Source organism: Ornithinimicrobium panacihumi, from assembly GCF_052073805.1.
GTDB classification, from domain to species: Bacteria; Actinomycetota; Actinomycetes; order Actinomycetales; family Dermatophilaceae; genus Ornithinicoccus; species Ornithinicoccus panacihumi.
Genome location: NZ_JBQGWG010000014.1, coordinates 38,962 through 57,772, shown reverse-complemented (window position 1 = coordinate 57,772; position 18,811 = coordinate 38,962). Strand labels below are relative to the sequence as shown.

Sequence of the window (18,811 nt, the reverse complement as noted above, 5' to 3'; positions counted from 1 at the left end):
TGTCCTGATCATGAGCAGAACAGGCAAACACACCGCCCCGGACCCGGTGCAGGCCGTCCTCCCGAACGTCCGCGTCACCGTCACCGAAACCGGCACCCTGAACGTCACGATTGATGGCGCCGAGTACCCGCCACCTGCGGGGGGTGAGTGGACGCGGGGCACCTTCGCCGACCTGCTGGATGCGGTCACGGAGAACCGCAGTATCGGGGTGCGGATCGAAGTCCGAGAGGTCGACGGGTCGGTGTTCACTGACCTCATCCAATCCCGCACTCGCACCCGAGTCTCGGAGCCAGAACCAGCTACGGAACCCGCGCGGCCTATGCGGAAGAAGAAGGGGCCGGCGCTGGTCGAGGTCACCGCCGACGGGTTCCTTGCCGGTGAGGACGTGGCCGTCGCGATCATCGTCTCCCACACCGACGCCACCAACGGGCGGGCCCGTGCCGTGTTGGATCTCAACCAGCTCCCACCCGCACCCGGCGGACGGCGGGATGTGCTGCTGCTGGGTCGGATCTCTGGCACCACCCATATCGAGGCGCTGTCGTGAACGGTCAGCAGCGGCAGTCCGGATCGATGGGTGATGAACTCACCAACGCCGCCCTCATCGGACTCATTGGCGTCTTTGCCCTCGGCCTCGTCCTGCGTGGCGCTGGGTCAGTAGCGGCGTTCCTCACCGGCACGGCTCAGCCCACCTCGGGGCCTGCCGGTGGGATGGGGGTGCTGTTCAATCCCGGCGACCCCGGCACTGCGCTCGGTGCCGACGGCTTGAACCCGGTCGTCTACTGGATCGTCACCGCCCTGCTCCTCGCGCTGGTCACAGTCGGATTGGGGTGGTGTTGGATGAAATGGCGCCGCCACTCACGCAAGGCCGAGACCGATCCGCGCCGCCTCGCCGGAGTCGCCACCACCCACGAAGTCACCCAAGCCGCATCACCGAAAGCACTACTGCGCCGGGCATCATCGCTGCGGCCATCACTGGATGACCCGACACCGGAGGACGTGGGCTATCTGCTCGGCACCTCACGCGGCAAGCAGGTCTGGGCCTCCGTTGAAGACTCCATCCTGCTCATTGGGCCACCCCGCTCCGGCAAAGGCCTGCACGTCGTCATCAACGCCATTCTCGACGCGCCCGGAGCGGTGGTTACCACGAGCACGCGGCCGGACAACCTCACTGCGACATTGCGTGCCCGCAGACGTGACGGACGCCTGGTTGCCGTGTTCGATCCGCAGCGTCTCGCCGAAGGGCTCCCGGCCGGGCTGCGGTGGTCGCCGGTCCGGGGGTGTGAGGACCCGTTGACGGCGATGATCCGCGCCACCGGCCTCGCCTCCGCAACCGGACTCTCTGCGGGTGGTGTCGAATCAGGTGGCTTCTGGGAGGGCAAAACCCGCACAGCACTCCAAGCGCTCCTGCACGCGGCCGCTCTGGATCATCGCCAACCGGCTGAGCTGTTCCGGTGGACCCTTGATCCGTCGGCTGCTGCCGATGCTGTCGCGATCCTGACCAACCACCCGAACGCCGCGGCGGGGTGGGCCGACTCGCTCGGGGCGATGATCGACTCCGACCCGCGCACCCGCGACTCCATCTGGCAAGGCGTCGCCCTCGCACTCGGCGCGCTCGCTGACCCACGGGTGCTCGATGCCGTCACCCCAGCAGAAGGCGAGTCCTTCGATCCCGAGGCGTTCATCCGTGATCGTGGCAGCCTCTACCTCCTCGCCACCGGCGCAGGGGCCGGTGCGTCGGCGGCGTTGGTGGCGGCGTTCGTGGAAGACCTCGTCGAAACCGCCCGACGCATTGCCGCCAGATCACCCGGAGCACGCCTTGACCCACCGCTGTTGTTGGCGCTCGATGAGATCGGCAACCTCGCACCACTACCCTCACTGCCGACGCTCATGGCTGAGGGTGGGGGTACGGGGATCACGACGATGCCGGTGTTGCAGTCGCTCGCGCAGGCACGGGATAAGTGGTCAGAGAATCAGGCAGGGGCGATCTGGGATGCGAGCATCGTCAAGATCATCCTCGGCGGAGCGTCCAACTCCAAAGACCTCCAAGACCTCTCCACCCTGATCGGCGAACGCGACGAGTACACCGACTCGGTCACCCTCGGAGACCGAGGCACTAGATCCAACCAACGCTCCGTGCGTCGGGTGCCGATCCTGCCCCCCGACCGGATCAGAACACTGCCGTTCGGCACCGGCGTCACCCTGCTCCGCGCCGCGCCGCCGATCGTCACCGACCTGCGCGCCTGGCCAAACCGGACGGATGCCGGACAGCTGAAGACCGACCGCACCGAACTCGAAACCCTGCTGCAACGACCTGCCGACATCTGAGGGTTGCTGTGTCGTTGTAGTGCACCTGACTTTCACGGACGACCCCGCCGCGGGGTCGCGTGATCGCGAAGGAGCAGAGCAATGGATATTCATACGCAACAGTCGATTTCGGGGTTCATCGCCTCGACACCGCAGCTCGGTTTCAACGACAAAGGGCAGGCGAGGTTCTACGCCAGGTTCGGGCAGGAACACTTCGACCGAAACCCTGATGGCTCCTTCACGCAGCTGGAGTCCACGTTCCACGACCTGGTGATGTTCCGAGCCACCGCGGAGCGCGCGCACGAGCGGTTCAGGAAGGGCGACAACTTCATCGCCGAGGGGTATGTGCGTGAGTACGAGGCCACTCGTGACGGTGAGCAGGTACAGACCGAGCAGTTCGTCGCGAAGAAGATCGGCCACGATCTCGCCCGCACCCGCTACGAGGTCGACCGCACACCCCGACACGATGCCGTCGAACAGGACGCCCCCGCACGGGAGACACCGACGCGGCCTGCCTCGGAGTTCCAGAGCCCGGATCGACCCAGCACGCCGACACCTCCCGCGCCCGGACTGTGAGGAGGGAAAGCCATGAGCACCATCGTTGCTGAGGACGCCCCGGAGTTCGACGAACCCGAACCCGCACTCCACGACGAGGAGCCCGGAAAGCGGCCAGCGCTATCCGACCCGGACTCACTGCCGGGGCCGCCGCATCCAGTGAACTGGAACCTACTCACCGCCGATGAGGCCGGAGCTGAATGGCTCGAACTCGACCGATGGGTGAACTGGCTCCGCCACACCTACGGCCTGCCCGCGAGCGTGATCCCACCGTTCTGGTACCGGCACCCCGAACTGCTCTGGGAACTGTCCGCGCTGCACCTGCACTGGCTATGCGCCTACGACCCCGATCAGAACGGGTCCGCCCCCAACGGATGGCATCGCGACTTCGCCGACACCAAGCAGCGACTCCGCGACTGGGTCGCCGCATCCAGCACCCGCCTGGATCGCGACCGCCCCACCCGGCAAACCACCTGGCCCGGCGAAGCCCCTGCACCCGCGGTCGATGACATCGTGATCGCGGATCGGGCGGCGGACTTCGATGCCTTCGTCGAAGCAGATCTTGCCCAACGGCAAGCTGCCGAAGATGCCTTCTACGCGAGTCTCGACGATGAACGCCCCAACCGTCGTTGACCACGGCGCTGGCCCGGTCGAGACATTGTGGTGCGCGCGGGATGTCGCAGAGTTCTTGAACGTCTCCCAAGCCACCCTCTCGCGCTGGCGCAGAGAGAAAATCGGGCCACCGTTCCTGCGCGTCGGCGGCGTCTCTCGCTACACCCCGGCCACAGTGCGCGCTTGGGTCACCGAGCAGGAGAACGATCGTGGCTGACCCCCGGAACAGGCGGATGCCGCCGGTCGGGGTGAAGCTCACCACCGATGTCGAACGCCGCACCGACGGCTTCCGCGCCCGCGTGCGATGGACCGACCCGTCCACGCATAAGCGCGTCGGCCGCGTCGCGCACGTCCGAAGCTCCGAGGAGGTCGAGGAGTTCTTCGAGCAGATGCGGGCCGCGACCGAGACCGGCGCCGACACCACCATCACCCTCACGGACTACGCCGCAACTATCGGGGATCGGTGGCAGCGGGGCCTGGACCCGACCTCGACCGCCGATCTCTACGACACCGGACTCCGCCTCCGGGTACTGCCTGCGCTCGGGCACGTCCGGGTCGCGAAGATCACCGCCGGGATGATCGACCGCACCATCGACGCCTGGGAGGCCGAGCACTCCGCCTCGACGATCAAGAACTCCATCGCGCCTCTCGTGCGGGTGCTCGATGAGGCGGTGCGTGACGACATCATCTCCATCAACCCTGCCAAGCACCGGGCTCGCCGCAATCTCGGCAAACACGTCACCCACACCACCGGAGCACTGCGGCAGTACGCCCTCCCGGACCTGGCGACGCTCCGGAAGCTCGCGACAGCGTGCGGGGAGGTGCATCAGTCATATTCCGATCACGTCATGCTCGCCGCCCTCCTGGCCGCGAGAGGTTCGGAAGTCGCAGGGCTGAAGGTCGGGGATGTCGACTGGGAAAACCACATCGTCTGGATCAGACGCCAGCACTATCCCGGCAAAGGCGGCCTCGTCATCAAACAGACCAAAGGCCGGCGCGACCGTCCAGTGCCGATGCTCGATGCCCTCGAACCCGTCCTCGAACGCCTCACCAAAGACAAGAAACCCGACGACCCGCTGCTACGCGGGCCACGCGGGGGCGTCCTCACCACCGCAACAGTGCGGGATGCCACCCGCTGGGATGACCTCGTCGCAGGCCTCAACCTCACCGGCCTCACCCGGCACGGTCTGCGGCACACCGGAGCGACCTGGATGGCCGACGCAGGCATCGCGTTGCACGTCCTCCAAGAGATCCTCGGACATCAGTCGATCGAGACCACCAAGGGGTATCTGCACCCCGATCACCGCCACCTCGCCGAAGCAGCGAGACAGGCCAACCAGTTCCTCTCCAAGGCCCCTCAGAGGAAGGACAGCAGCCGTCGCGACGGACCCCGTCTGTGACCACGAATGGAACCACGCTCCGACCCTCCCAGCAGGGGGCCGGAGCACCGCCGCGCCCGCGATTTGGTGCACCTCTCGGGCACCTTTTGGTGCACTCCACAGCCGAAGTCGCCGAACGGAAGTGGACCAATGCGCGAACGAGCAGCACAGGTAGATGAGGGAAGTGGACCAGCTAGTGACCACGTCCAGATACGACGAAGCCCTGGTGAAAATTGCTTCTCACCAGGGCTTTTTGTCGGGCTGACAGGATTTGAACCTGCGACCCCTTGACCCCCAGTCAAGTGCGCTACCAAGCTGCGCCACAGCCCGTTGTTTAGTTTTCTGGTTGTATCGCCGCTCTAACTCACCTGACCCCCAGTCAAGTGCGCTACCAAGCTGCGCCACAGCCCGAGGCCCTGTTGGGCAGGGACAAAGATAACCCATCGGGGACCGTGCCAACGAATCCGGTCCCCGCCGGCGACGCTCAGCGGCGTGAGCGCTTCTCCCTGACCCGCACGGAGATCTCGATCGGCGTGCCCGCGAAGCCGAACTCCTCGCGCAGGCGCCGCTCCAGGAAGCGCCGGTAGCCGGCCTCGATGAAGCCGGAGGCGAAGATGACGAACTTCGGCGGCCGGGTGTCGGCCTGGGTGGCGAAGAGGATGCGCGGCTGCTTGCCGCCCCGGACCGGGTGGGGGTGGGCGGCCACGACCTCGCCGAAGAAGGCGTTGAGCTTGGAGGTGGGGATCCGGCGGTCCCACGAGGCCAGCGCGATCTCCAGGGCCGGCTCGAGCTTGGCCACGTGCCGGCCGGTCGTCGCCGAGATGTTGACCCGGGGCGCCCACTGGATCTGGACCAGCTCGCGCTCGATCTCCCGCTCCAGGTAGTACTGGCGCTCCTCGTCCAGGGTGTCCCACTTGTTGTAGGCGATGACCAGTGCCCGCCCGGCGTCGATGACCTGCTGCACCACGCGGATGTCCTGCTCGGCGATCGGCTCGGAGACGTCGATGAGCACCACCGCCACCTCCGCCTTCTCCAGGGCGGTCTGGGTGCGCAGCGAGGCGTAGAAGTCGGCACCGCGCGTCTGGTGCACGCGGCGCCGGATGCCCGCCGTGTCGACGAAGCGCCACTCCTTGCCGCTGTCCCCCAGCGTGATGAGCTCGTCGACGGGGTCTCGAGTGGTGCCCGCGACGTTGTCGACGACGACCCGCTCCTCCCCCGCCAGCTTGTTGAGCAGGGAGGACTTGCCCACGTTGGGGCGCCCCAGCAGGGCCACGCGCCGGGGACCGCCCCGGGGGTAGGCCCCGGCCACGGCCGAGACCTCCGGGAGCACGTCTAGCACGGCGTCCAGGGCGTCGCCCGAGCCACGGCCGTGGAGGGCCGAGACGGGATAGGGCTGGCCCAGCCCCAGCGACCACAGGACAGCCGCGTCGGCCTCCTGGGCCTGGTTGTCGACCTTGTTGGCGACCAGCACCACCGGCTTCCTGGCCCGGCGCAGGAGGCGCACCACCTGCTCGTCGGTGTCGGTCGCCCCGACCGTGGCGTCCACCACGAACATGACGACGTCGGCCAGCTCGACGGCCACCTCGGCCTGCTCGGCGACCCGCAGGTGGATGCCGGTGGCGTCCACCTCCCAGCCCCCGGTGTCGACGAGCGTGAACTTGCGACCCGACCACTCGGCGTCGTAGGCGACGCGGTCGCGCGTCACCCCCGGCACGTCCTCGACGACGGCTTCCCGTCGACCCAGGATGCGGTTGACCAGGCTCGACTTGCCCACGTTGGGGCGACCGACCACGGCCACGACCGGCCTGGTGTGGGCCTCGTCGTCCTCCTCGAGGGTCAGCTCGCCGGCGTCGACGAGGTGCAGGTCCTCGTCGGTGAGCTCGAACTCCTCCAGGCCGGCCCGCAGCGCGGTCTCCACGCGCAGGTCGTCGTCGCTGGGCTCGAGGCCGCTCTCGTCGTAGGGCAGGTCCGGATCGACCCCGCCGGTCCACTCCACCTCGACCTCGTCGGAGCCCGGCAGAGGCTCCCCGGTGCCGTCGAAGGGGCCCTGGTGCTGCGTCATACCGTGCCTCCTGCGCTCATGGCTTCCTCGCGCAGGCGCACCTGCCGCTTGATCCTGCTCAGCATGCCGACCATCCCGCGCAGCCGCAGCGGCGAGACCGCGTCGGCCAGGGCGAAACGGTAGGGCGCGTCGTCCGGCACCGCCAGAACCTCGCTCGCCGGGAGCCCGTCCAGCCCCTCGTGCAGGATGCCCGCGAAGCCCCTGGTCGTCGGCGCCTCCGGGGGCGCGTCGAAGAACAGATGCACGGTATGCGGTGCATCCTCACCGACCTCCACGGCCAGGAACAGGGGCGACTGGCACTCGTCGACGCGCTCCATCTGGTCCAGCTTCCCCTCGTAGCGCTCCGGCAGGCCGGGCAGCTCCTTGCTCAGCTCCAGGAGCAGCTGGAGCCGCTCCTGCTGGGAGACGGAGTGGAAGTCCTCGGCGAGCTCGGCCAGGCCCTCGGGCAGGGGTGTCAGGTCGTCGGTGCCGCTCATGCGCCCTTCTCCACGGGGACACCGACGGCGTTGCCCCACTCGGTCCAGGACCCGTCGTAGTTGCGCACCTGCTCGAAGCCGAGCAGGTGGGTCAGCACGAACCAGGTGTGGCTGGAGCGCTCGCCGATGCGGCAGTAGGCCACGACGCCCTCGGCCGGGTCCAGCCCCTGCTCCTGCAGGTAGATGGCCTCGAGCTCCTCACGGGTCTTGAAAGTGCCGTCGTCGTTGGCGGCGCGGGCCCAGGGCACGGACTTGGCCCCCGGGATGTGCCCGCCGCGCATCGCGCCCTCCTGCGGGTAGTCGGGCATGTGGAGCAGCTCGCCGGAGTACTCCCCCGGGCTGCGCACGTCGACCATCGGGCTGCCCAGGTGGGCCAGGACGTCGTCCTTGAACGCGCGCTGGGTCGAGTCGTCCCGCTCGACGACCGGGTAGTCCACGGTCGGGGCGTCCGGGGCCCAGTTGCTCATCTTGCGGCCTTCGGCGACCCAGGCAGCGCGGCCGCCGTCGAGGAGGCGCACGTCTGGGTGCCCGAAGAGGGTCATCACCCACAGGGCGTAGGCGGCCCACCAGTTGGACTTGTCGCCGTAGACGACCACGGTGGTCTCGCGGGTGATGCCGCGGCTGCCCATCACCTGGGCGAAGCGCTCGCCGTCGACGTAGTCGCGCGTCAGGGGGTCGTTGAGGTCCAGGTGCCAGTCGAGCTTGAGGGCGCCGGGGATGTGGCCGGTCTCGTAGAGCAGGACGTCCTCGTCGCACTCGAGGACGACCAGGCCGTCGGTGCCCAGGTGCTCCTCGAGCCAGTCAGTGGTCACGAGACGCTCGGGGTGGGCGTAGGCGGCGAGCTTGGGGCTGGGGTCGGACGGCAGGCTCATGGGTCTTCAGCTCCTGGTCTGCGGGATGGTGGAGGTGTGCGGGGTGGCGGTCTGGGAGGTGGTGGCGGGAACGGCGGGCTGGGGATCCACGGTGCCGCGCACGACGGCGAGGACGGCCGCGACGGACTCCTCGAAGGTCAGGTCCGAGGTGTCGACGCCCACGACGCCCTCCGCGGGCTCGAAGAAGGCGCTGACCGTGGCGTCGTCGCGGTCGCGGCGCACGATCTGGTCGCGGGTGGCCGCCACCTGATCTGCGCCGGCGGCCCCGTGCAGCTCGGTGGAGCGACGCGCCAGGCGGGCCTCCTCGGACGCGGTGACCAGGATCCGGTGCTCGGCGTCGGGAGCCACGACGGTGGTGATGTCGCGGCCCTCGGCGACCACGCCGCCCTGGCTGGCCCGGGCGGCCTCGATCAGCTCGCGCTGACGACGGCGCAGCTCGGCGCGCACGTCGAGGTTGGTGGCCACGGCCGAGACCGCCGTGCTGATCCGGGTCGAGCGGATGGCCTCGGTGATGTCGGTCCCGGCGACCGTGACGGCCTCGTGGTCGGGGTCGGTGGAGATCTCCAGGGGCAGCTCGCGGCCGGCCCGGGCGACGGCCTCCTGGTCTGCGGGGTCGATCCCCCGCTCCAGGACCCACCAGGTGAGGGCGCGGTACATCGCCCCGGTGTCGAGATAGGCCAGGCCGAGCTCGCGGGCCAGGGCCTTGGACACGGAGGACTTCCCGGACCCGCTGGGTCCGTCGATGGCGATCGTCAGGGGGGTGGGCACCCGAGCACTCTATCTGGCCGGGACATCGCCGGACGGTGCCGACCGTGGGCCGGGTGCGCGGCGCGGGACCCCGCGCGAGCCCTACAGGCCGGCCGCGCGGTAGAGCTGGGCGACCTCCTCCGCCGACAGCGCCCGGTAGCGGCCCGAGCGCAGCTCACCGAGGAAGACCGGCCCGACGCGGGTCCGGCTGAGCATCTCCACCGGGTAGCCCACCTCCTCCAGCATCCGCCGGACGATGTGCTTGCGCCCCTCGTGCAGGACCACCTCGACGATCGAGTGCCCGGGGATGTTGTCGACCAGCTTGAACGAGTCGGCCTTGGCCAGCCCGTCCTCGAGCTCGACCCCCTCCCGCAGCTGCTTGCCGATGTCGCGGCCGACGACGCCGTGGACCTGGGCCACGTAGGTCTTGGGCACGCCGTAGGCCGGGTGCTGCAGCCGGTGGGCCAGGTCGCCGTCGTTGGTCAGCAGGAGCAGGCCCTCGGTGTCCGCGTCGAGGCGGCCCACGTGGAAGAGGCGCTGCGACAGGTGCCCGACGTAGTCGGCCAGGCAGGGGCGCCCCTCCTCGTCGTCCATGGTCGAGACGACGCCGGCCGGCTTGTTGAAGGCCAGGTAGACCTTGTCGGAGTCGACCACGACGCGATCGCCGTCGACGTGCACGACCTGGGTCGCGGGGTCCACGCGGACCCCGAGCTCGGTGACGACCTGCCCGTCGACCTCGACCCGGCCCGCCTCGATGAGCTGCTCGCAGGCGCGGCGGCTGCCGAACCCGGCGCTGGCCAGCAGCTTCTGCAGGCGCACGCCGTCGGGGCTGTGGACGTCGAGCTGGACGCTGGGCCCGGGCTTGCGGGGTCGGCGGGGCGGCCTGGCGCCACCGGCCTTCCGCGGCCCGGCGGAGCCGCCCTGGGGGCGCGGTCGTCCACCGCCACGGCCCGGACGGCCCTGCCCGGAGCCGCCCCGGGAGCCGCCCCGGCCCTGTCCTGATCCACTGCGTTCGCTCATGCCAGTCCTTCCGCGGCCAGCTCCTCGAGCACCTCTGCCGAGGGCAGATAGGGCGCGAGGGCCGGCAGATCGTCGAGTGAGTTCAGCCCCATGCGTTGGAGGAAGAGGTCGGTCGTGCCGTAGAGCACCGCACCGGCGCCGGGATCCTGCCCGACCTCGGTGACCATGCCGCGCGCGAGCAGGGTCCGGACGACCCCGTCGACGTTGACGCCCCGGATGGCACCGATCCGGGCCCGGCTCACCGGCTGCCGGTAGGCGATGACGGCGAGGGTCTCCAGCGCCGCCTGGGTCAGCCTCGCCTGCTGACCACCGAGCAGGAAGCGCTCCACGACCGAGGCGTACTCCGGACGGGTGTAGATCCGCCAGCCGCCCCCCAACCGGCGCAGCATGAACCCGCGGTGCGTGTCCGCATACTCCTGCGCGAGGTCGTCCAGGACCGCGCCGACGTCCTCGACCGGGAGCTCGAGGGCCGCCGCGAGAGCTTCCTCGGTGACCGGCTCGTCGATGACCATGAGCACGGCCTCGATCGCCGAGCGGGCGCCGCCGGGGAAGTCGTTGATGTCGAAGGCGACCTGGTGCTCCTCGGGGACGGGCTCCGGATCAGCCACCTCGGCCTCGGTGCCGGGCAGCTCCTGCTCCGGTATGGGGTGCTGCGGCTCAGTCATCGGCACTCACCTCTGTCACGTACTGGTCCTCGCCGTCATCCTCGTCGAACTCGTCACTGACCTCGACCCGGCCGCTGTCCGGGCCGGTCCAGCGGACGGTGATCTCGCCGAGCGCCTCGGGCTGCTCGAGGCTGATCACGGTGTCGCGGAAGAGCTCCAGCAGCGCCAGGAAGCGGGCCACGATGACCAGGGTGGTGTCGGCGTCGGCGACGAGCTCACGGAAACTGGCCTGTCCGCGCTCGCGCAGCCGGGAGACCACGATCGAGGCCTGCTCGCGGACCGAGACCTGGGGTGCGTGCAGGTGCGAGACCCCCACGGTCGGCGGCGGCTTGGGAATCATCGCCCGCCCGGCGATCATCGCCAGCTGCTCGGGGGTGACGGTGAGGATGAGCTCGGGCAGCAGCGAGGCGAAGCGGTCCTCCACCCCCACGTCGCGGGCGAAGATCCGCCCGGCACCCTCCATGCGCAGGCGCAGCTCGTCGGCGACCTGCCTGAAGGCGCGGTACTGCAGGAGCCGGGCGAAGAGCAGGTCGCGGGCCTCGATCAGGGCCAGGTCCTCCTCGTCGTCCTCCCGCGCGTTGGGCAGCAACCGGGCGGCCTTGAGATCGAGCAGCGTGGCGGCGATGAGGACGAACTCGCTGGCCTGGGACAGGTCCCACTCGGTCTGCGACTCCTGGGCGGCGCGCAGGTGGGCGACGAACTCGTCGGTGACCGTGGCCAGGCTGATCTCGGTGACGTCGAGCTTGTGCTTGGCGATCAGGCCGAGCAGCAGCTCGAAGGGGCCGGAGAAGACGTCGAGGTGCACCTCGAAGCTGCCCCGGGTCGAGCTCAGCACTCCCCCGGGCGTGGCCTCCGGCCCCGCGTCGACGGCCGGGAGCGTCTCGGCGCCGGGGCGGTCCTCGACCACCCCCGAGGTGGTCACGCTCAGGGAGCGCCGCCGCGGGAGATCAGCTCCCGCGCCAGCTGCCGGTAGGCCTCGGCCCCGGCGTGCGTGGTGGCGTAGGAGGTGATCGGCTCCGCGGCCAGCGTCGCGTCGGGGAACTTGATGGTGCGGCTGATGACGGTGTGGAAGACCGTGTCCTGGAAGTGGTCCACGACGCTGCGCACGACCTCGCGGGAGTGCAGGGTGCGGCCGTCGTACATGGTCGCCAGGATGCCGTCGATCTCCAGGCGCGGGTTGAGTCGGTCGGTGATCTTCTCGATCGTCTCGATGAGCAGCGCCACGCCGCGCATCGCAAAGAACTCGCACTCCAGCGGGATGATCACGCCGTGCGCCGCGGTCAGGGCGTTGACGGTGAGCAGGCCCAGGGAGGGCTGGCAGTCGATGAAGATGACGTCGTAGTCGTCGAGCACGGGCCGGAGCACGCGGGCCAGGATCTGCTCGCGGGCCACCTCGCCGACGAGCTGGACCTCGGCGGCCGACAGGTCGATGTTGGCCGGGAGGATGTCGACGCCGGGGACCCGGGTCGGCTGGATGACGTCGCGCACGTCGTGGCCGCGCTCGACCAACAGGTTGTAGACGGTGACGTCGAGGTCGTTGGTGCGGATGCCGAAGCCGACCGACAGCGCGCCCTGGGGGTCGAAGTCGACCATGAGGACCTTGCGGCCGTACTCGGCCAGAGCCGCCCCGAGGTTGATCGTCGAGGTGGTCTTGCCGACCCCGCCCTTCTGGTTGCACATGGCGATGATCCGCGCCGGACCGTGGCTGGCCAGCGGCGCCGGCACGGGGAAGTCGGGTAGGGGGCGCCCGGTGGGGCCTTCCTGGCCGACCCCGCTCGACTCGGTGCCTGGCAGGCGGTCGTGCGTGGCCTGTGCGTTGGCGTTCACGTAGTTCTCCAGCCTCGGGTGCATCGTTGGTCGGCCTCCCGCCGATCACGGGAAACACTAACGGGTGGATCCCTGCGGCGACCACCAGGTGAACCTCGACCTGAGGTTGAGGTGTGATCAGGCGCGCAGGCGGTTGCTCGTGCTCAGACCGCCGGCACCTCGAAGAAGCTCCGGCGCTCCACGGCCCGGTCCGCCTCGTCGTAGCGGATGAAGTCGGCGAACCCGAGCGAGACCGTCGACCCGTCCTTGAGGGTCCCGTCGAAGCGGCCGCGGACCGCGACCTGACGGTCCTGGACCAGCACCTCCTCCAGCGTGTGGGTGCCCTCGTCGATGACCCGCACCCCGCCGTAGAAGTCGGCCAGCGCCTCCCTGCCCCGCAACGGCTCGTAGCCCGGACGCCGGTAGACCGCGTCGTCGGCGAACCAGTCCAGGACGCCCTGGAGGTCTCCCGCGTCCACCCGCTCGTAGTAGTGCCGCGTGCGTGCGACCAGATCGCTCATGCTCATCCCTTCTGGCTCAGTCGTGCCTCGGCCCGGGCCAGCGCGGCCTCGACCGAGGTCATGCCGCGCGCGTCGGCGTCCCGGAGCACCGAGGCTACGCGGTCCCCGATGGCCTCCAGCTGATCCTGCAGCTCCTGCTCGCTCCAGCCCACCTCTCCGCCGTGGACCTGCAGCACGCCGCCGGCGTTGGCGATGAAGTCCGGGACGTAGGTGATGCCGCGGCGGCGCAGCAGCTCGGCCACGAACGGTGAGTCGAGGGTGTCGTTGGCGGCCCCGGCGATGACCCGGGCCCGGATCCGGTTCACGTTCTGGGCGGTCACCACCCGGGCGACGGCGCAGGGGGCGAAGACGTCGCAGTCCTCCTCGGCCGCCGACCCCGGGGCGACCACCTCGCCACCGACCTCCTGCGCGAGGGACCGCGCCCGGTCCTCGTCGACGTCGGCGACGAGGACCGCCGCCCCGTCGCGAGCCGCATACCGTGCGAGATTGGCGCCCACGTGCCCCGCGCCCTGGACGAGCACGCGCACCCCCTCCAGACCGCTGCCCAGGCCATGGCGGACGCCGGCCGCAGGGCCGCGTAGGCGCCGGTGGCGGTGTAGGGGCCCGGGTCGACGTCGGCGCAGAAGGCGCGCGCACCCGCCCGGCGGATGAGGTCCATGTCCGAGACCAGCGTGCCCATGTCCACGCCGGGGATGTAGCTGCCGGCGGTGCGGGCGAGGAACTCGGCGTAGCGGGTCATCAGCCGATCGCGCTCGGGCGAGCCCTCCGTGGGGACCGGGCCGGAGGCGATGATCACCGACTTGGCCCCGCCGTAGGGCAGCTCGGCCAGCGCGTGCTTGAGGGTCATGGCGCGCGCGAGCCGCTGGGCCTCGGAGACGGCCTCTGCGGTCGAGGCGTAGGGGCGCCAGCGGACACCGCCGAAGCCGGGACCGAGCGTGGTGTCGTCGATGGCGATCACGGCGCGCAGGCCGACCGAGTCGTCGCGGCAGGTGATCACCTGCTCGCTGCCGAAGAGATCGGGGCCGGGGCCGTGCGTCGCGTCGCTGCTCATCCCGCCAGTGTGCCCGTGACCGCTCAGCCGCGCGCCCGGGGGTGGGCCTGGGCGTAGACCTCGCGCAGGTGCTGGGTCGAGACGTGGGTGTAGATCTGGGTCGTGGTCACCGACGCGTGGCCGAGCAGCTCCTGGACCACGCGCACGTCGGCGCCGCCGTCCAGCAGGTGGGTGGCGAAGGAGTGCCGGAGGGTATGGGGTGAGATCTCACCTCTGAGCCCGGCCCGGTCGGCGGCGGCCTTGATGGCGTTCCACGCGGACTGCCTCGACAGGCGCCCGCCGCGGGCGTTGACGAAAACCGCCGGGGTGCCCGACCCGGCCCTGGCCAGGGCGGGGCGGCCGCGGACGATCCAGGCGTCGAGGGCGTCGCGGGCGTAGCGGCCCATCGGGACGATCCGCTCCTTGCTGCCCTTGCCTAAGAGGCGCACCACTCCCCCGCCGGCCTCGCCCTCCTCTGGCCGCCCCAGCTCCAGGTCGTCCAGGTCCAGGCCGATGGCCTCGCTGACACGGGCGCCGCATCCGTAGAGCACCTCGAGCAGGGCGCGATCCCGCAGGGCCGCCGGGGTGTCGCCGACGGCCGCGGCCTGGAGGAGCCGCTCGACGTCGTGCACCGAGAGCGCCTTGGGCAGGCGGCGAGGAGGCGTGGGCGGCTGGACCTCCTGGGCCGGGTCGGCGCTGACCTCACCCTCGACAGCCAGGAACTTGTGCAGGCCGCGGACGGCGACGACCGCCCGGGCGGCCGAGGTGGCGGACAGCGGCGGATGGTCCTCGTCGCCCCTGCGCAGGTGGGCCAGGAAGTCGGTGACGTGGTGCTCGCGCACGTCCTCGGGCGTGCGGATCCCCCGAGCGGCGAGGTGGTCCAGGTAGCGGTCGGTGTCGCGACGGTAGGCCTTCAGGGTGTGCTCGGAGAGGCCACGCTCGACGCGCAGGTGGTTGAGCCACCCGTCCGTGGCCCGACGCAGGGGGCTGCGTCGGGCCTGCTCGGGTGGGTCGGCCGGGGTGCTCACCCCGGGATCATGTCAGCGAAGTCCCGGACCTGGAAGGTGGGCTCGCGGGAGGCGCGCACGAGGGTCATGAAGAACCAGATCGCCAGCGCCAGGCCGATGATCACCAGCGGGATCGCCAGGAGTGCGGCCAGCGCCCCGATGGTGGGCGGGTTGGTGCTGCCCTCGACGACGAGGGTCACGACGAGCAGGCTTGCCACCAGTGCCGCCAGGTCGGTGGCCGGGAGCGCCCACCGCAGCGTGCGCGAGGCGCGCCGGATCCGCTCGTCCTGGGTCAGGGCGATCAGGGCCGTGCACAGACCGATCACGAAGCCGGCCTGCGCCAGCATCTCGATGCTGGTGGACCAGAACGGCTCCACCACCGAGGAGGTCGTGCTGGTGATGCCTCCGCCGTCCCCGCTCGTCACCGACTCGGTGCGCCGGAGCACGGCGGTGAAGACCGAGGCGACCAGCCCCACGACGGCCGCGATGCGCGCCCAGCGGAAGCCCTCGTGCCGGTCGGCGAGCCGATGCACGCCCAGGACGACGAGCGCCCACCCGACCGGGTCGAAGAGCAGGTCGAAGGCCCCGATGTTGAGGTCGAACGCCACGATGAGGATCCCGAGTGCGGCGGTCTTGAGCGGTCTCATGCCTCCATCATGTCTGGCTCTGGCCAAGGTATTTCGCGACACGCGATGAGATGAGCTGGTGCCCGGGCGAGCACTCCCCCAGCCCCTACGGGTTTGCTTCCTGTGGGCGAGCAAACCCGTAGGGGGGCGGGAGGCTCACCCGTGGCGGCAGAGGCGCCCCGACGGGCACTGGCCGTGAGCGTCATACCGGAGCATCGCCGTGCCCTGGGAGAGACTGGGCGACATGCGCTGGTATGCCGATGCCCCGGGTCGCCGCACCCGACAGATCCTGGCCGACCTGTCGATCCTCGTCTGGGTCGTGGGGTGGATCGTGGTGGGGCGGTGGGTGTTCTCCCTCGTGATGACGCTGGCGGCGCCGGCCGGGCCGCTGCGCAGCGCCGGGTCCGGGCTGCGGGACCGGATGAACGAGGCCGCCGGCAAGGTGGTGGAGATCCCGTTGGTCGGCGACCAGCTGGACGCGCCGTTCACGGGTGCCGCAGGCGTCGGGACCGACCTGGTGCAGGCCGGCGACACCCTGGAGTCGTCGGTGCGCACCGTGGCGTGGGTCGTCTCGCTGCTGTCTGCGGGCACCCCGATCCTGATGGCCGTGCTGCTGTGGGGGCTGGCGCGGTGGGTCTGGATCCGCAAGGCACGGCGGCTGGGCGCCGAGGTGGCCGACCCGGAGTCGCAGGAGCTGCTGGCGCTGCGTGCCCTCGTGCGTCAGCACCCGCGCCGCCTGCAGGAACTCTTTCCCGACCCCGTCGCCGCGTTCCGCTCCGGCGACCCCGAGGCGCTGCGCCGGCTGGCCGACCTCGAGCTGGCCGAGGTCGGTCTCCGCTCCCGCCGCACCTGACCGGCGCCAGGGTGCCCGTGGCCGGGACCTGGGCGGGGTCAGGTGTGGCGGGCGCGGAGGACCTGCTCGACGTCGGCCAGGGTGAGGCCGCGGGCGTGCAGGAGCACGAGCAGGTGGTAGATCAGGTCTGCCGACTCCCCCAGCAGGGCGTCATCGTCCTGGGCGACCGAGGCCAGCGCGGTCTCGACGCCCTCCTCCCCGACCTTCTGGGCGATCCGGCGCAGCTCGCCGGTGAACAGGCTGGTCGTGTAGGACCCCTCGGGCAGCTCGGCCTTGCGCGAGGCCACGACCCCGTCGAGCTCGTGCACGAACGACCCGGGCATCGCCTCCCCGCCGAAGCACGTCTGGTCGCCGGTGTGACAGGTCGGCCCTGCGGGCAGGGCGTGGATCAGCAGGGTGTCGCGGTCGCAGTCGACCTCGACCGCCGTGACGGCGAGGGTGTTGCCGCTGGTCTCGCCCTTGGTCCACTGCCCACCACGGCTGCGGGAGTAGAAGGTCGCCAACCCGTCCTCCAGCGTCGTGATGAGCGCCTGCTCGTCGAGGAAGCCCACCATAAGCACCTGCCCGGTGCGGGCGTGCTGGACGACCCCGGGCACCAGGCCGTCGGTCTTGGAGAAGTCGACGTCGGCCACGGTCAGCCCTGCGGGCAGCAGGGTCAGCGGCAGCGACCGCTTCGAGGGCACGCTCCGGCCGGCGCTCACGCCGCCACCCCGCTCACGCCGCCACCTCGCGCACGACGATGCCGGCCTGCGCCAGTGCCGCCTTCAGGTCCGGGATCGCCACCGAGCCGTTGTGGAAGATCGTGGCGGCCAGGGCGCCGTCGACGTCCGCCTCGCGGAAGACCTCGACGAAGTGCTCGGCCGCCCCGGCCCCGCCGCTGGCGACGAGCGGCACCTCGCAGACCGCGCGCACCGCGGCCAGCTGCTCCACGTCATAGCCGGACCGGACCCCGTCCGAGCCCATGCAGTTGAGCACGACCTCGCCGGCCCCCAGGTCCTGCACCCGACGCACCCAGTCCAGCGTCGTCACGGTGAGGGCACGGGTCGCGTCGGGGTCGCCGGTGAACTGGCGGATCCGCCACTGCCCGTCCTCGTCGCGCAGGCTGTCGACGCCCACGACCACGCACTGCGTGCCGAAGGCCTCGGCCAGCTCCCCGACAAGCTCTGGCCGCTGCGTGGCCGGGGTGTTGACCGAGATCTTGTCGGCCCCGGCGTGCAGCACCCGCCGCGCCGCCTCCACGTCACGGATGCCGCCGGCGACGCAGAACGGGATGTCGATCACGCGCGCCACCCGCCGCACCCAGTCGACGTCCACGGCCCGCCCCTGCGGGCTGGCGGTGATGTCGTAGAAAACCAGCTCGTCGGCGCCCTCGGCGGCATAGCGCGTGGCCAGCTCGACGATGTCGCCCATGTCCACGTGGTCCCGGAAGCGCGTGCCCTTGACCACGCGCCCGTCGCGCACGTCCAGGCAGGGGATGATGCGCCGGGCCAGGGTCACAGACCCTCCTCGGCGACGGCGTCCTCGATGGACAGCCGGCCCTCGAGCACGGCCTTGCCCAGGATGATCCCGGAGCACCCGGTCTTGCGCGCCGCACGCACGTCGTCGACGTCCCGCGCCCCGCCGGAGGCCTGCACCTGCAGCTGCGGCGCGGAGCGGGTCAGCATCGTGTAGAGGTGGAAGTTGGGGCCGGCCAGCGTGCCGTCCCGCCCGATGTCGGTGCACAGCACGTGCCGCAGCCCCGAGTCGTCATAGCGGTGCAGCGCGGTGATCAGGTCCTCCTGCGCCACCGAGGTCCACCCGGCGGTCGGCAGCACCCACGTCCCGTCCTCGCCGGTGCGGGTGTCCAGCGCGACGGTGATCTGCTCGGGCCCGAACTTCTCGATCCAGCCCATGACGGTCTCCGGCTCGCGCACGGCCAGGGAGCCCACGACGACCCGGGTGGCCCCGGCGTCGAGGATCGCCTTGACGTCGTCCTCGGAGCGCACTCCCCCACCGGTCTGCACCATCAGCCCGGTGCGGTCCACGATCTGTCCGAGGGTCTCGGCGAGGGTGTAGCCGCCGGCGCGGGCGGCGTCGAGGTCGACCAGGTGCAGCCAGCGGGCGCCGCTGCGGGCGTACTGGACGGCGACCTCGACGGGGTCGCCGGGATAGCGCGTCTCCTGGTCGTAGTCGCCCTTGAGGAGCCGGACGACGGCGCCCCCGCGCACGTCGATGGCCGGGTAGACGGTGAACTGTCGGGTCGGGCTCACGTGAGCATCACTCCAGGATCGGTCCAG

22 protein-coding genes, 1 tRNA gene and 1 pseudogene are annotated in these 18,811 nt (G+C 70.7%); 7 read left to right on the top strand and 17 right to left on the bottom strand.

Annotation, left to right across the window (positions count from 1 at the left end):
- Positions 1-319: 319 nt before the first annotated feature.
- From ACTMMA_RS12885 to ACTMMA_RS12860, 6 genes are all read left to right on the top strand, one after another.
- On the top strand, positions 320-544 hold the full coding sequence (locus ACTMMA_RS12885; protein ID WP_441190538.1) for a hypothetical protein: 225 nt from the start codon (positions 320-322) through the stop codon (positions 542-544).
- A gap of 26 nt (positions 545-570) precedes the next feature.
- The gene (locus ACTMMA_RS12880; protein WP_441190559.1) at positions 571-2,325 is read left to right on the top strand and encodes a type IV secretory system conjugative DNA transfer family protein; all 1,755 of its coding nucleotides are present in this window, start codon (positions 571-573) and stop codon (positions 2,323-2,325) included.
- Positions 2,326-2,406: 81 nt separating this feature from the next.
- Positions 2,407-2,880: a single-stranded DNA-binding protein gene (locus ACTMMA_RS12875; protein WP_441190537.1), complete on the top strand. Its 474-nt coding sequence runs from the start codon at positions 2,407-2,409 to the stop codon at positions 2,878-2,880.
- A 12-nt stretch (positions 2,881-2,892) separates the two neighbouring features.
- On the top strand, positions 2,893-3,492 hold the full coding sequence (locus tag ACTMMA_RS12870; RefSeq protein ID WP_441190536.1) for a hypothetical protein: 600 nt from the start codon (positions 2,893-2,895) through the stop codon (positions 3,490-3,492).
- Entirely contained in the window at positions 3,401-3,688 is a 288-nt protein-coding gene (locus tag ACTMMA_RS12865; protein ID WP_441190535.1) for a helix-turn-helix domain-containing protein, read from the top strand. Before ACTMMA_RS12870 ends, ACTMMA_RS12865 begins: the two co-directional genes overlap by 92 nt.
- A gap of 31 nt (positions 3,689-3,719) precedes the next feature.
- Positions 3,720-4,871, top strand: a complete 1,152-nt coding sequence (locus ACTMMA_RS12860; protein WP_441190534.1) for a tyrosine-type recombinase/integrase — start codon at positions 3,720-3,722, stop codon at positions 4,869-4,871.
- A 235-nt stretch (positions 4,872-5,106) separates the two neighbouring features.
- On the opposite strand, the gene ACTMMA_RS12855 is transcribed toward ACTMMA_RS12860, so the two are convergent.
- The 14 genes and pseudogenes from ACTMMA_RS12855 to ACTMMA_RS12790 form a co-directional block, all read right to left on the bottom strand.
- A tRNA-Pro gene (locus ACTMMA_RS12855) sits at positions 5,107-5,180 on the bottom strand.
- A gap of 154 nt (positions 5,181-5,334) precedes the next feature.
- The gene (gene der / locus ACTMMA_RS12850; RefSeq protein WP_441190533.1) at positions 5,335-6,912 is read right to left on the bottom strand and encodes a ribosome biogenesis GTPase Der; all 1,578 of its coding nucleotides are present in this window, start codon (positions 6,910-6,912) and stop codon (positions 5,335-5,337) included.
- Positions 6,909-7,388 carry a SufE family protein gene (locus tag ACTMMA_RS12845; RefSeq protein WP_441190532.1) on the bottom strand — a complete coding sequence of 160 codons (480 nt, stop codon included), beginning with the start codon at positions 7,386-7,388 and terminating at the stop codon, positions 6,909-6,911. The genes der and ACTMMA_RS12845 overlap by 4 nt, the downstream gene beginning before the upstream one ends.
- The gene (locus tag ACTMMA_RS12840) at positions 7,385-8,260 is read right to left on the bottom strand and encodes a sulfurtransferase (RefSeq protein WP_441190531.1); all 876 of its coding nucleotides are present in this window, start codon (positions 8,258-8,260) and stop codon (positions 7,385-7,387) included. Before ACTMMA_RS12840 ends, ACTMMA_RS12845 begins: the two co-directional genes overlap by 4 nt.
- A 6-nt stretch (positions 8,261-8,266) precedes the next feature.
- Complete coding sequence (gene cmk, locus ACTMMA_RS12835; protein ID WP_441190530.1) at positions 8,267-9,028, bottom strand: (d)CMP kinase; 762 nt, start codon at positions 9,026-9,028, stop codon at positions 8,267-8,269.
- 81 nt (positions 9,029-9,109) lie between these two features.
- Positions 9,110-10,027, bottom strand: coding sequence for a pseudouridine synthase (locus tag ACTMMA_RS12830; protein WP_441190529.1), 918 nt, complete (start codon positions 10,025-10,027; stop codon positions 9,110-9,112).
- On the bottom strand, positions 10,024-10,692 hold the full coding sequence (gene scpB, locus ACTMMA_RS12825; protein WP_441190528.1) for an SMC-Scp complex subunit ScpB: 669 nt from the start codon (positions 10,690-10,692) through the stop codon (positions 10,024-10,026). The genes ACTMMA_RS12830 and scpB overlap by 4 nt, the downstream gene beginning before the upstream one ends.
- On the bottom strand, positions 10,685-11,599 hold the full coding sequence (locus ACTMMA_RS12820) for a segregation and condensation protein A (protein ID WP_441190558.1): 915 nt from the start codon (positions 11,597-11,599) through the stop codon (positions 10,685-10,687). Before ACTMMA_RS12820 ends, scpB begins: the two co-directional genes overlap by 8 nt.
- 17 nt (positions 11,600-11,616) lie before the next feature.
- Positions 11,617-12,519, bottom strand: coding sequence for a ParA family protein (locus ACTMMA_RS12815; RefSeq protein ID WP_441190527.1), 903 nt, complete (start codon positions 12,517-12,519; stop codon positions 11,617-11,619).
- Between the two features lie 143 nt (positions 12,520-12,662).
- Positions 12,663-13,019, bottom strand: coding sequence for a nuclear transport factor 2 family protein (locus ACTMMA_RS12810; protein ID WP_441190526.1), 357 nt, complete (start codon positions 13,017-13,019; stop codon positions 12,663-12,665).
- A 2-nt stretch (positions 13,020-13,021) separates the two neighbouring features.
- Complete coding sequence (locus ACTMMA_RS12805) at positions 13,022-13,516, bottom strand: Rossmann-fold NAD(P)-binding domain-containing protein (RefSeq protein ID WP_441190525.1); 495 nt, start codon at positions 13,514-13,516, stop codon at positions 13,022-13,024.
- A gap of 206 nt (positions 13,517-13,722) precedes the next feature.
- Positions 13,723-14,070: pseudogene (locus ACTMMA_RS12800) on the bottom strand (Glu/Leu/Phe/Val dehydrogenase dimerization domain-containing protein); the annotation flags it as partial.
- Between the two features lie 23 nt (positions 14,071-14,093).
- Entirely contained in the window at positions 14,094-15,077 is a 984-nt protein-coding gene (gene xerD / locus ACTMMA_RS12795; protein WP_441190524.1) for a site-specific tyrosine recombinase XerD, read from the bottom strand.
- Positions 15,074-15,703, bottom strand: a complete 630-nt coding sequence (locus ACTMMA_RS12790; RefSeq protein WP_441190523.1) for a hypothetical protein — start codon at positions 15,701-15,703, stop codon at positions 15,074-15,076. Before ACTMMA_RS12790 ends, xerD begins: the two co-directional genes overlap by 4 nt.
- Positions 15,704-15,902: 199 nt before the next feature.
- On the opposite strand from ACTMMA_RS12790, the gene ACTMMA_RS12785 reads away from it, so the two are divergent.
- Entirely contained in the window at positions 15,903-16,535 is a 633-nt protein-coding gene (locus ACTMMA_RS12785; protein WP_441190522.1) for a hypothetical protein, read from the top strand.
- Between the two features lie 38 nt (positions 16,536-16,573).
- On the opposite strand, the gene hisIE is transcribed toward ACTMMA_RS12785, so the two are convergent.
- From hisIE to hisA, 3 genes are read right to left on the bottom strand one after another with little or no spacing between them, the layout of a single operon-like run.
- Positions 16,574-17,236 (bottom strand): bifunctional phosphoribosyl-AMP cyclohydrolase/phosphoribosyl-ATP diphosphatase HisIE, encoded by a 663-nt coding sequence (hisIE, locus tag ACTMMA_RS12780; protein WP_441190521.1) that lies wholly within the window; start codon positions 17,234-17,236, stop codon positions 16,574-16,576.
- Between the two features lie 13 nt (positions 17,237-17,249).
- Entirely contained in the window at positions 17,250-18,032 is a 783-nt protein-coding gene (hisF, locus tag ACTMMA_RS12775; RefSeq protein WP_441190520.1) for an imidazole glycerol phosphate synthase subunit HisF, read from the bottom strand.
- Positions 18,029-18,784, bottom strand: coding sequence for a 1-(5-phosphoribosyl)-5-[(5-phosphoribosylamino)methylideneamino]imidazole-4-carboxamide isomerase (hisA, locus tag ACTMMA_RS12770; protein ID WP_441190519.1), 756 nt, complete (start codon positions 18,782-18,784; stop codon positions 18,029-18,031). Before hisA ends, hisF begins: the two co-directional genes overlap by 4 nt.
- Positions 18,785-18,811: the final 27 nt, after the last annotated feature.

Bases quoted from the DNA above. Each gene is read 5' to 3' on its own strand.
- ACTMMA_RS12885 (WP_441190538.1), top strand. From the start codon at position 320: ATGCGGAAGAAGAAGGGGCCGGCGCTGGTCGAGGTCACCGCCGACGGG.
- ACTMMA_RS12880 (WP_441190559.1), top strand. From the start codon at position 571: ATGGGTGATGAACTCACCAACGCCGCCCTCATCGGACTCATTGGCGTC.
- ACTMMA_RS12875 (WP_441190537.1), top strand. From the start codon at position 2,407: ATGGATATTCATACGCAACAGTCGATTTCGGGGTTCATCGCCTCGACA.
- ACTMMA_RS12870 (WP_441190536.1), top strand. From the start codon at position 2,893: ATGAGCACCATCGTTGCTGAGGACGCCCCGGAGTTCGACGAACCCGAA.
- ACTMMA_RS12865 (WP_441190535.1), top strand. From the start codon at position 3,401: ATGCCTTCGTCGAAGCAGATCTTGCCCAACGGCAAGCTGCCGAAGATG.
- der (WP_441190533.1), bottom strand. From the start codon at position 6,912: ATGACGCAGCACCAGGGCCCCTTCGACGGCACCGGGGAGCCTCTGCCG.
- ACTMMA_RS12845 (WP_441190532.1), bottom strand. From the start codon at position 7,388: ATGAGCGGCACCGACGACCTGACACCCCTGCCCGAGGGCCTGGCCGAG.
- ACTMMA_RS12840 (WP_441190531.1), bottom strand. From the start codon at position 8,260: ATGAGCCTGCCGTCCGACCCCAGCCCCAAGCTCGCCGCCTACGCCCAC.
- ACTMMA_RS12830 (WP_441190529.1), bottom strand. From the start codon at position 10,027: ATGAGCGAACGCAGTGGATCAGGACAGGGCCGGGGCGGCTCCCGGGGC.
- scpB (WP_441190528.1), bottom strand. From the start codon at position 10,692: ATGACTGAGCCGCAGCACCCCATACCGGAGCAGGAGCTGCCCGGCACC.
- ACTMMA_RS12810 (WP_441190526.1), bottom strand. From the start codon at position 13,019: ATGAGCGATCTGGTCGCACGCACGCGGCACTACTACGAGCGGGTGGAC.
- ACTMMA_RS12790 (WP_441190523.1), bottom strand. From the start codon at position 15,703: ATGAGACCGCTCAAGACCGCCGCACTCGGGATCCTCATCGTGGCGTTC.